The sequence below is a fragment of the uncultured Streptococcus sp. genome (assembly GCF_963536705.1).
Classification (GTDB): Bacteria; Bacillota; Bacilli; order Lactobacillales; family Streptococcaceae; genus Streptococcus.
Window position 1 is genome coordinate 83,360 of the sequence record NZ_CAUTAP010000011.1, and the last position, 11,886, is coordinate 95,245.

The window sequence follows — 11,886 nt, forward strand, 5'->3', positions numbered from 1 at the left end:
TTCCTAGTTCAAACGCCATTTCAAATAAGCATCAATGAAACCATCCAAATCTCCGTCCATCACCTTGTCCACCTGTGCTACTTCGTAACTGGTCCGATGGTCTTTGACCATAGTATAAGGCGTAAAGACATAGGAGCGGATTTGGCTGCCCCAGGAAATCTCCTTCTTATCTCCCTTGAGTGAGTCGACTTCGGCTGCTTGTTTCTCTTGCTCTAGCTGATAAAGCTTAGCCTGTAGCATCTTCATCGCCCGATCGCGGTTTCCATACTGAGTCCGGTCAACGGTAGACTGCACCACAATTCCCGTAGGAATATGGGTCAGTCGCACACCAGTAGAAACTTTATTGACGTTCTGTCCGCCGGCTCCTCCCGAGCGGAAAGTGTCCATCTTAATATCGTCATCGCGAATTTCCACCTCAATGGTGTCATCCAGCTCCGGCATGACCTCTACTGAGGTAAAGGAAGTATGGCGACGTTTAGCTGAGTCAAATGGCGAAATCCGGACCAAACGGTGGACTCCCATTTCTGACTTGAGCAGACCATAAGCGTGCGGCCCTTCAAATGAAAGAGTCACTGACTTGATGCCTGCTTCATCACCAGCTTGATAGTCCAAGACCTCTACTTTGAAGCCCTTGGCATTGCCAAAGCGTGTATACATACGCAGCAGCATATCTCCCCAATCCTGGGCCTCTGTACCACCAGAGCCCGGGTGAATTTCAAGAATGGCATTATTATTATCGTAAGGTTCAGATAGGAGCAGGGTCATTTCGTAGCTGGTCATCATTTTCTCGAGTTCCGCCAGCTTTTCTTCCAACTCACCCTGAACCGACTCATCTTCAGCCAGAAAATCAAGCAAGATTTCCGATTCATCAAAAAGCTCGGTCATCTGATGGAAATTTTCATAGGTTTGCTTGAGTTCATTCAGCTCTTGAGATGTCTTCTGGGCTGCAATATTGTCATCCCAAAAGTCGGGTTCTGTCATCTTATTTTCTAAGATGGCAATTTCTTCTTCCAGACCTTCTAAGTCAAAGAGACCCCCTGAAAGAAGCTAATTTTTCACGATTTGCGTCAATCTTTTGACGAATTTCTGAAATGTCCATAAATACCTCTTTTCACACATCGTTTAATTATAACATAAATTAAACAGTTTGCCTAATCTCACATTCAGCAGCTTACATTTTATCGGATTTTCCCTAGCTAGGCAAGACAAGCGACTCCTTGTCACCTAATTGTTAGAAAAGTAATATAATGACATGGGGTTGGAAGAATTATTTCAAGACTTCCTAGACTTCATCCATGAATAAACGAAACAGATAATTGCCATAATTTATTAGGTATTCAGATAAAAGGGAGACTCTCCATAGGTGCTTAAGCATTTCCAAGTTTTGAAAAATATGCTAGACTAAAACCATGACAAGAATCGGATTTATGAGCGACCTCCATCTGGACTCCAATCAGTTTGGGGATTTTGAGCACCAAGCTCTTCTCCAGCTTTTAAAAGAGGAAGGGATTGACCACCTACACATTGCTGGGGACCTGTCCAACGACCTGACCAAGATTAGTTTGCCCTTTCTTGAAACTTTGAAGCAAGAGATTCCTCTTTCTTTTAATCTGGGAAATCACGATATGCTGGGACTTTCTGAGCAAGAAATTTTAAACTATGATTTTCAGATCCAGCAGTTCGGCCGGACCACGCTCGTCAGCTTTTCTGGCTGGTATGACTACAGCTTTGTTCCAGAAAAAAGCAAGGAAGAACATCTGAGAACCAAGACCAATTTCTGGTTTGACCGCAGATTGGAGCGTCAACTCGACGACCCTAGTATTACAGTTCAGACGCTGCAAGAGTTAGAAAAATTGCTGGCGACTTTAGATGATCCCATTATTGTTGCTCTGCATTTTGTCCCCCATCAAGACTTTCTATACGACCATCCCTATTTCCAGCGCTTCAACGCCTTCCTAGGAAGCCAAGCTTTTCATCGGCTCTTTGTCAAATACAAGGTGAAAGAGGTGGTTTTTGGTCATCTCCACCACCGCCATCAAAGCCGTGTTATCGAAGGGGTCCGCTACCATATGCGTCCTCTGGGCTACATCCGCGAATGGGAACTGACTCGGAACTTTTTTAATGACTTTCCTCAGTATAAGATTCCCCAGATGTATCGCCTGCACAAGCGTTATAATGCTATTAAAGATTTAGCCGAATTCCGAGACTATAAGAAAAAACACCTGGCAGCTGAACTGCGAGATGCTTTAACGGTCATTGAAGTTCAGTAATGGAAATGTTGAATAGCAGCTCTCAGCTCATCTGATAGCTGTTTTTTGCTGTCCAACTGCACATAGACTTCTAATAAACAGGAGCGAAAATTGGAAAAAGCAATGAAGTCCTGGTTGCTTTCCAATGGAAAACTCTGTGATTGAAGCCACAGTCTAAGTTCATGCTGCGACAGTTTTTTCTTTAAGACGGCTTGATAGAGCACCTGGGCTAAGCGCCAATCCTCATCATTTCCGAAACGAACTGAGACTCTTTTAAAAACTTGATGAATGACCTCTAAAACCTCTGGCATCCTACTGGAGGGAAAGTCCGGATGACAAGCCACTTCTGTCAATAAGTCTGCTCCATGAGCGAAGGCATGGACCCAACCGTATTTCCTGGAGTAACCCCTTGTGTCTCTTTCGACTGACAAGTAGCTTAACCCCTTATCTAGTAAGTATTTTCTTCCTTGCACTGATAAAGCCTGATAATACGAAGAGTTTAGATTGCCATCACAGTTTAAGAGATTGGCATAAAGTAAAGCCGTGAAGGAACGTGTTAAGGTAGCTTGACCATTTTTATCACTCTCGTAAAAAAGTCCTTGTCTTTTGACTGCTTCTTGAGCCAAGAAACGAAACTGTTCAGCTGAAAATAGGTCAGCCTGAAGTCCCCTCGCTAAGGACGAAAAGACTAACTCATCACGGATTGTCGCTTCTGGATGACCAATATGATCCAGTAACCATAAGATTTCTTCCTCATAATATAAAGGAGAAGCCTCTTCCAACTTCTTTCGTAAGTTTTGATACATACTTTCACCGTCCTTTCGAGTTCCTTTCTTTGAATTTGATTATATCGCCTTGTACGCAAAAAAGCCATCCGCAGATGACTTTTTGCTGTTAAATAGCGTTTTTGTCCATACCTAATTTACGCTGGATGAACTTAACAATTTCAACAATGACAATCATGGCAAAGCTACCAATCAAAACAACCGTCCATTGTGACAAGTCCAGCTTGGTCACATGGAAAATCTTTTCCAGTGGATCAATTACAATAGTTGAAATCAATAGGATGAAAGAAACCAGAATAGACCAGTTAAAGGTCTTAGACTTGAATGGACCAACTGTAAAGATAGATTGGTAAACAGATTTTACATTATAAGCATGGAAGAGCTGGATGAGGCCAAGCGTTGCAAAGGCCATTGTCAGAGCATCCGCATGGATAGCCTTGATATCACCGGCATGGACGGGATTAGAGATAGCATAACCATAAACCGCCAGAACCAAAGCCCCTTGCAGGACACCCTGATAGATGATAGAGCTCATCACTCCACCTGAGAAGAAGCTAGACTTACGGCCGCGAGGCTTATGATTCATAGCACCAGGCTCAGCTGGCTCAACTCCCAGAGCGATGGCAGGGAAGGTATCCGTTACTAGGTTAATCCAAAGCAGATGAACTGGCTGCAGCACATCCCAACCAAAGAGGGTTGCCAAGAAAATAGTCAGCACCTCAGCTGTATTAGCTGAAAGGAGATACTGGATGGTCTTTTGAATATTAGAGAAGACCTTGCGTCCTTCTTCCACGGCTACAATGATGGTCGCAAAGTTATCATCTGCCAGAATCATGTCAGAGGCACCCTTAGATACTTCTGTACCTGTAATGCCCATACCGATACCAATATCCGCAGTCTTCAGAGCTGGTGCGTCATTGACACCATCACCTGTCATGGCTACGACCTTACCTTGGTTTTGCCAAGCTTTGACAATCCGTACCTTATGCTCAGGCGAAACTCGGGCATAGACAGAGTATTGGCCAACAACCTTTTCGAATTCTGCATCAGAAAGCTCATTGAGCTCTGCACCAGTCAGGACATGGTCTTCAGTATCTCCTTCTTCGATGATACCCAAGCGCTTAGCGATAGCTTCAGCTGTATCCTGATGGTCACCGGTAATCATAATTGGACGAATACCTGCTTCCTTGGCTACACGAACGGCTTCTGCAGCTTCTGCACGTTCTGGGTCAATCATACCGATTAAACCAGTAAAGATTAAATCATTTTCCAGATTTTCAGACGTCAGGTCAGTCGGAACTGCATCAATAATCTTGTAGGCGCCAGCCAGCACACGCAGAGCTTGGTGAGCCATGTCTGAGTTGTTAGACTTAATCAACTGTGAAGTAGCATCATCAATCGCTGCAACATCTCCAGCCTTATCACGGGCAACACAGCGTTTCAATAGTTGATCTGGTGCTCCCTTTACTGCTACTAAGAATTTCCCATCTGGTAATGGATGAACGGTAGACATGAGCTTACGGTCTGAATCAAATGGCAGCTCAGCTACTCGAGGATATTTCCCTAAAAAGGCCTTCACATCATAGCCCTTGTCCAGAGCATATTGGATAAAGGCTGTTTCTGTTGGGTCACCAATCAGTTTTCCTTCTTGGTCAATCTTAGTATCATTGGCTAAGACAACCGAACGTAAGAGAGGTAGCTCCAAGCCAAGTTCAATATCTTGTCCAGCTTCATTCAGGACTCCGTCATAAAAGACTTTTTCGACCGTCATCTTATTCATGGTCAGGGTACCAGTCTTATCTGAAGCGATAATCTCAGTTGATCCCAAAGTCTCAACAGCTGGCAACTTACGGACAATTGAATTCCGCTTAGCCAAAACCTGAGTTCCCAAAGCCAGCACGATGGTAACGATAGCAGGCAGACCTTCTGGAATAGCCGCAACTGCCAAAGCTACAGAAGTCATCAGCTCATCCAGTGGATTTTTCCCTTGAATGAAGACACCGACTACAAAAGTCACTGCAGCAATCACCAAGATAGCATAGGTCAGAACCTTAGACAGACTATTAAGATTTTGCTTAAGAGGTGTATCCGTTTCATCCGCATCTTGCAACATACCTGCGATGTGGCCGACTTCTGTATACATCCCTGTATTAACAACCAATCCAACCCCACGACCATAGGTCACATTTGAGTTTTGGAAGGCCATATTCACACGGTCACCAATACCAGCATCTGCAGCTACCTCAACAGTCAAGTCTTTCTCAACCGGTACAGACTCACCTGTCAGAGCTGCTTCTTCGATTTTCAGTGAATTAGCTTCCAAAAGCCGCATATCTGCTGGAACAACGTCACCGGCTTCCAATCTAACGATATCACCAGGCACCAAGTCCTTAGAATCTACTTCTGTGACATGGCCATCACGCAGGACACGCGCAGCCGGGCTGGACATGGATTTGAGAGCCGCAATCGCTTCTTCAGCCTTGCCTTCCTGATAGACGCCGAAGATGGCATTGATGATTACTACCGCTAGGATGATCAAGGCATCCGCAATGTCTTCACCACCTGATGTGACAACAGACAAGAGCGCTGCTACCAACAAGATGATAATCATCAAATCCTTAAATTGCTCCAAAAACTTCATCAGGAGAGATTTTTTCTCCCCTTCATCCAGTTCATTGCGGCCATAATCAGCTAAACGCTTGGCTGCTTCTTGACTGGACAAACCTTGCTCTGAAGCGTCCAAAGTTTTGAAAATTTCCTCAGGACTCTGGGTGTAAAAAGCTTGGCGCTTTTGTTCTTTTGACAATGTATTCCTCCTCTTGGCCTCTTTTATTTCTGAACTTTTCTGACCACTAGGACTCATCATCTCGATCCGCATCAGTCATATCCAAAAAGTCAGAAACAAAAAAGAGACCTGTTTATTAACAAGTCTCGCTATTTCATACAAGGCCGGAAATTTCTTTCGTATTGACGACCTTGTAACGGTTATTCCGTTAGCTACTCCCTTGAGTTAGAAACTATTATACCAAATTTTCAAGCTTTTGCAAGGGGAAACATTATGATTTTCAATAGTTTTCTCGGAGAATAGCAGCTAACCCCAGCTAATCTCCATCTCATAGCTGGCAAAAATCTGCTCCCCATCAACAGTTTTTAGCTGATAATGAAGTTGCAAAACTTGATTAGTAAAATCAACCTTATAGAAAGGAGTATCGGTCACAAACTGCTGCAAGCCTACAGGTGTATGGATACTAACCAGCGACTGACCTTGACTGATGAATCGCATGATGGACTTGGGCACAGAAAAGCGCGTCATAACCAACTCTTTATCGTGAAATTTCAGAACTACTTTCTCTCCTTCTTCATTCTTGTATAGCAGATAATGATAGTCTCCCTTTTGCGTCCAGTCCGTATCGTAGACCTGATCGATTAGCTCAGTATGACCGTCCAGCTGGATTTGATTTTTTATTCTGATTTGCATCTTCATCTCGTTTCTATTTTTCTTTCCTTATTTTATCAAAAAAAGGACAAAATTGCTCTTCTTTCATTTGCAGCTTTGATTTTTTTCCTACTCTGATTTGTGGTATAATGGTAGCATGATTGAAAAAGTATTTCGGGACCCGGTTCATAATTATGTTCATGTGGACCATCAGGTTATTTATGATTTAATCAATACTAAAGAATTTCAACGGCTGCGCCGCATCAAACAGCTGGGTACCTCCGGCTATACTTTCCACGGCGGGGAGCACAGCCGTTTTTCGCATTGTCTGGGAGCCTACGAGATTGCTCGGCGCATCACCAAGATTTTCAACGAAAAATACCAAGCCAACTGGGATAGCCATGAAAGCTTGCTGACCATGACAGCCGCTCTCCTGCATGACTTGGGGCACGGAGCTTATTCACACACTTTCGAGCGCCTTTTTGATACCAATCACGAGGATATTACGCAGCAAATCATCACCAGTCCTGAAACAGAGATTCATCAGGTTCTGGTGCAGGTTTCACCAGATTTTCCAGAAAAGGTAGCTAGCGTTATTAACCATACCTATCCCAATAAGCAGGTGGTCCAGCTGATTTCCAGCCAGATTGATGTGGACCGGATGGATTATCTCTTGCGAGATTCCTTTTTTACTGGTGCTTCCTATGGACAATTTGACTTGACCAGAATTTTACGAGTGATTTGTCCTGTAGAAAACGGCATCGCCTTCAAGCGCAATGGTATGCATGCGGTAGAAGATTACGTAGTCAGCCGCTACCAGATGTACATGCAGGTCTATTTCCACCCGGCCAGCCGAGCTATGGAAGTTCTGCTGCAAAATCTGCTCAAGCGGGCCAAGTTTCTCTATCCGGCTCAGAAGGATTATTTTGCGCTGTCATCACCCAATCTTATTCCATTCTTTGAAAATAGAGTGACCCTGCAGGATTATCTGGCCTTGGATGATGGTGTTATGAATACCTATTTCCAAGTTTGGATGACTAGTCCAGACAAGATTTTATCTGACTTAGCTCAGCGTTTCATCAACCGTAAGGTCTTTAAATCCATCGTCTTCTCTCAGGAAAATGAAAAGCATTTGGATGTCATGCGGGATCTTGTCGGACAGGTTGGCTTCGACCCGGATTACTATACTGCTATCCATCGTAACTTCGATTTGCCTTATGATTTCTACCGGCCTGACGTTGAAAAACCTCGGACTCAAATTGAAATCTTGCAAAAAGATGGCAGCTTAGCAGAACTATCCAGCCTGTCTCCTATCGTTCATTCGCTAGCTGGGACCAGACAGGGCGATAATCGCTTCTACTTCCCCAAGGAAATGCTGGCAGAAACCGGACTTTTCAGCGAAAAAAACCAGACTTTTATGCACTATATCAAAAACGACCAATTTACCTACGGAGAATAATATGTCTATCAAATTAGTTGCCGTTGACATTGACGGCACCCTTTTAAATAACCAAAAAGAAATTACTCCTGAAGTCTTCAGCGCTGTTCAGGATGCCAAGGATGCTGGCGTTAAAATCGTCATTGCAACCGGCCGTCCTATTGCAGGAGTTCAAAAGCTTCTCGAGGAGCTAGAGCTTAATCAGCCAGACAACTATGTCGTTACCTTCAACGGCGGACTGGTGCAGGATACTCTTACAGGTCAAGAATTAATCAAAGAAACACTGACCTATGATGACTATCTGGATATCGAACTGCTCGGGCGAAAATTAGGTGTTCATATGCATGCCATCACCAAGGATGGCATATATACAGCTAATCGCAACATCGGCAAGTACACTGTTTACGAGTCCAATCTGGTCAGCATGCCTATCTTCTACCGCACACCTGAAGAAATGGTCAATAAAGAAATCGTTAAGTGCATGTATATTGATGAACCAGAAATTCTGGATGCGGCCATTGCCAAGTTGCCACCGGAATTAGCCGAAAAATATACACTGGTTAAATCAGCTCCTTTCTATCTGGAAATTGTCAAAAAGACTGTCAATAAAGGGGCTGCTATCCTTCATCTGGCCGAAAAACTGGGCTTGAGTAAGGAGCAGACCATGGCTATCGGTGATGAAGAAAACGACCGCGCCATGCTGGAAGCTGTCGGCTCTCCTGTTGTCATGGAAAATGGTAAGGAAGAACTCAAGAAAATCGCCAAATATATCACGAAATCGAACGACGAATCCGGCGTAGCACACGCTATTAGAGAGTGGGTTTTAAAATAATGTTTAGTTACAAAATTGGAATTTCAGCTCAGGAACACGACGATTTTGTCACGGCTCATCCGCAGGCTAATCTCCTACAGAGCTCAGCCTGGGCTCAGATCAAAGATAACTGGGCAAATGAGCGCTTGGGCTTCTATAAAGACGACCACTTGGTTGCTGCAGCCAGTATCCTGATTAAACCACTGCCCTTGGGGATGACCATGCTTTATATCCCGCGCGGTCCCATCATGGACTATAGTGACAAGGAGCTGCTGACCTTTGTTTTGGCGTCGCTCAAGAAATTTGCTAAGGAGAAAAAAGCGCTCTTTGTCAAGTTTGATCCTAGCCTCTTTCTGGCAGAAAGCAAGATGGGCGGTGAATTGCAAGACAAGGCAGAGACAGTTGAGCTGATTCAAGAACTGCAGCAAGCAGGAGCTGTCTGGGTCGGGCGGACTGAGTCTCTGGACGAAACCATCCAGCCTCGCTTGCAGGCCAATATTCATAAAGAAGATTTCAGCGAGGATCTGCTTTCTAAGAGTACTCGGCAGGCTATTCGTACAGCCCGTAACAAAGGTATTCAAATCCAATTTGGCGGAGCTGAATTACTGGATGACTTTTCAGCCCTGATGAAGAAAACGGAAAATAGAAAAAACATCCACCTACGCGGCAAAGACTATTACCAAAAACTCTTGGATACTTATCCTGAGCACTCCTACATCACCTTGTCCAGCATTGATCTAAAGTCACGCTTGGAAGACTTGCAGGCTCAGCTGTCCAAGACACTTAAAGAAGCAGAGAAATTTACCGAGAAAACCAAGCCCGGCAAGATTGAGAATAACCAGCAAGAACAGAAACGCCTCCAAGAAGAGATTGACTTTCTGCAGGACAAAATCAGCCAAGATGCTGCTGTCGTTCCCCTGTCTGGCACACTGGTCTTAGAATACGGCAAGACCTCTGAAAATATCTATGCTGGTATGGACGAGGAATACCGTCGTTATCAGCCTGCTATCATCACTTGGTACGAAACGGCCAAACATGCTTTTGAGCGCGGAGCAGATTGGCAAAATATGGGCGGAATCGAAAACGACCTCAAGGGCGGTCTCTACAGCTTTAAATCCAAGTTCAATCCAACCATTGAGGAATTTGCTGGTGAGTTTAACCTGCCAACCAATCCTCTTTACCACCTCTCCAATCTGGCCTACACTCTCAGAAAGAAACTGCGCAGCAAGCATTAAAAGAAAGGAAGCCTATGACCTTTAAACTTCTCAGCCAAGAAGAATTCATCCAGCATACCTCAGCTAGCTCCCAACGCTCTTTTATGCAGACCGTGGAAATGGCAGAGCTGCTGAGCAAGCGTGGCTTCAGTACCCAGTATATCGGCTACACTGACCCGCAGGGACAGGTAGTGGTGTCTGCAGTCCTCTACAGTATGCCTATGACTGGCGGCCTCCATATGGAAATCAACTGCGGTCCTGTCTCTACCGATGCACTATATCTGACTCCCTTCTATCAAGCTTTGCAGGCCTATGCTAAAAAAGAAGGCGCCCTGGAGCTCATCATCAAGCCTTACGAGACGTATCAGACTTTTGACAGCAATGGCCAGCCCACATCTGATGAAAAAGTCGAGCTTATCCAGCAACTGACTGATATGGGCTTTGACTTTGACGGCCTACAGACAGGCTATCCAGGCGGGGAGCCTGATTGGCATTATGTCAAAGACTTAGCTGGTCTGACGGAGAAAGACCTGCTAAAATCCTTCAGTAAAAATGGCAAGGCGACTGTCAAAAAGGCTAATACCTTTGGTATCAAGCTAAAAAGGCTGGAGCGTGACCAACTCAGCATTTTTAAAGACATGACAGCTGCTACTTCTGACAGGCGGGAATACGATGACAAGCCACTAGACTACTATCAAGATTTTTATGATAGCTTTGGTAAGCAAGCGGACTTTATGACAGCCAGTCTCAACTTCAAGGACTATCTTCAGAACTTACACAAAGACCAAGAGAAACTGAGCCAGAAGATTCAAAAACTGCAGGCTGACTTGGAAAACAATCCTCAATCTGAAAAGAAGCAAAATCAGCTGCGAGAGCTTTCCAGCCAGTTTGATAGCTTTGAAACCCGTAAAGCAGAGGCCCAAGAGCTGATTGACAAGTACGGCGACCAAGACCAAATTCTGGCTGCCAGCCTCTTTATCTATACTCCTCAGGAAGCAACCTATCTTTTCAGTGGCTCCTATCCTGAGTTTAATAAATTCTACGCTCCAGCCCTGCTGCAGGAATACGTTATGACCGAAAGCATCAAGAGAGGTATCCCATTTTATAATTTCCTCGGTATTATGGGAATTTTCGACGGTTCTGACGGTGTTCTACGCTTCAAGCAGAACTTCAACGGCTTCATCGTCCGAAAAATGGGGACTTTCCGTTATTATCCTAACCCTCTCAAGTTTAAGCTGCTTCAGCTCATAAAGAAAATTCTAAGACGTTAAAAAAACCAAGGTTTCCCTTGGTTTTTTTGTGTGTTTATTTATAACGAGGTGTCGCAAAACCACGGATATTTCCATGACCGATGCGGTAAGTATTGCGTTTAACTACGTTATTGCTGTTGCCTTCAATTGTGTGAATGATGCCATTTTCGACTTTTTCGACAATACCGATATGATCAGCCCAGCCATCGTTTTGCTGGGTATCTTTGTCCCAGTTAAAGGTGATGATATCACCTGCACTAGGTGTCGAATTGCCATCTTCATTCCAGATGCCTAGTCTCTTGAAAATATGAATATGACGCTCTACACCACACTCGCGGCCAATAAGATCGCTCAAGCCCTCTCTTTGGAAAATAACTGTCGTAAAAATGTCGCACCAGTCATCTGTGTTTTTTACAGCATAGCCAACTGGCAGCGGTCTGACACTGTTATAATCGTTGACCAAGCGCTGATGCTCAGCACTGCCTCCCTTGACACCTACCATAGCAGCTGCCGCCGCAAGGACGCGGTCTCGCTGATTGGTAGCTGCTTGAGGACGATTCACGGAGATAGAGGTCTTTTCTCCACCAGCTCCCTGCAGCTGATTTTGATTATTTAAGTAATACAAGTGAACATTGTACTCGCCTGCATTATTCTTATGGTCACGCGCATATACATGCTTACGATAAGTACCATCAGCCTGACG

The 11,886-nt window shown here is 44.5% G+C and carries 10 protein-coding genes; 5 read left to right on the top strand and 5 right to left on the bottom strand.

The window, feature by feature from the left end; genetic code table 11:
• Window positions 1-3 precede the first annotated feature (3 nt).
• A protein-coding gene (gene prfB, locus RWX26_RS07525; RefSeq protein ID WP_097677707.1) for a peptide chain release factor 2 occupies window positions 4-1,099 on the bottom strand; the annotation gives its coding sequence in 2 pieces (ribosomal slippage) (window positions 4-1,026 and window positions 1,028-1,099; 1,095 coding nt in all).
• Window positions 1,100-1,409: 310 nt separating this feature from the next.
• On the opposite strand from prfB, the gene RWX26_RS07530 reads away from it, so the two are divergent.
• Window positions 1,410-2,270, top strand: coding sequence for a metallophosphoesterase (locus RWX26_RS07530; protein ID WP_314580489.1), 861 nt, complete (start codon window positions 1,410-1,412; stop codon window positions 2,268-2,270).
• Here RWX26_RS07530 and RWX26_RS07535 read toward each other — a convergent pair.
• The 3 genes from RWX26_RS07535 to RWX26_RS07545 all read right to left on the bottom strand — a co-directional run bounded on the left by RWX26_RS07535 (window position 2,264) and on the right by RWX26_RS07545 (window position 6,512).
• Complete coding sequence (locus RWX26_RS07535; RefSeq protein ID WP_314580491.1) at window positions 2,264-3,055, bottom strand: DUF2785 domain-containing protein; 792 nt, start codon at window positions 3,053-3,055, stop codon at window positions 2,264-2,266. The genes RWX26_RS07530 and RWX26_RS07535 overlap by 7 nt on opposite strands.
• Window positions 3,056-3,143: 88 nt before the next feature.
• Window positions 3,144-5,840: a cation-translocating P-type ATPase gene (locus RWX26_RS07540; protein ID WP_314580493.1), complete on the bottom strand. Its 2,697-nt coding sequence runs from the start codon at window positions 5,838-5,840 to the stop codon at window positions 3,144-3,146.
• 285 nt (window positions 5,841-6,125) lie between these two features.
• Window positions 6,126-6,512, bottom strand: coding sequence for a DUF1934 domain-containing protein (locus RWX26_RS07545; protein ID WP_314580496.1), 387 nt, complete (start codon window positions 6,510-6,512; stop codon window positions 6,126-6,128).
• Window positions 6,513-6,627: 115 nt separating this feature from the next.
• On the opposite strand from RWX26_RS07545, the gene RWX26_RS07550 reads away from it, so the two are divergent.
• Genes RWX26_RS07550 through RWX26_RS07565 form a run of 4 tightly spaced genes read left to right on the top strand, consistent with a single transcriptional unit; the run spans window position 6,628 to window position 11,204 of the window.
• A complete protein-coding gene (locus RWX26_RS07550) occupies window positions 6,628-7,929 on the top strand; it encodes an HD domain-containing protein (RefSeq protein ID WP_314580499.1) in 1,302 nt (433 codons plus the stop codon).
• A 1-nt stretch (window position 7,930) separates the two neighbouring features.
• Window positions 7,931-8,740, top strand: coding sequence for a sugar-phosphatase (gene yidA, locus RWX26_RS07555; RefSeq protein ID WP_314580502.1), 810 nt, complete (start codon window positions 7,931-7,933; stop codon window positions 8,738-8,740).
• Window positions 8,740-9,954: an aminoacyltransferase gene (locus RWX26_RS07560; RefSeq protein ID WP_314580503.1), complete on the top strand. Its 1,215-nt coding sequence runs from the start codon at window positions 8,740-8,742 to the stop codon at window positions 9,952-9,954. The genes yidA and RWX26_RS07560 overlap by 1 nt, the downstream gene beginning before the upstream one ends.
• A 14-nt stretch (window positions 9,955-9,968) precedes the next feature.
• The gene (locus RWX26_RS07565; RefSeq protein WP_314580505.1) at window positions 9,969-11,204 is read left to right on the top strand and encodes an aminoacyltransferase; all 1,236 of its coding nucleotides are present in this window, start codon (window positions 9,969-9,971) and stop codon (window positions 11,202-11,204) included.
• Window positions 11,205-11,238: 34 nt separating this feature from the next.
• On the opposite strand, the gene RWX26_RS07570 is transcribed toward RWX26_RS07565, so the two are convergent.
• Window positions 11,239-11,886, bottom strand: a 648-nt coding sequence (locus RWX26_RS07570) for a CHAP domain-containing protein (RefSeq protein WP_314580507.1), incomplete at its 5' end; no start/stop codon positions are given.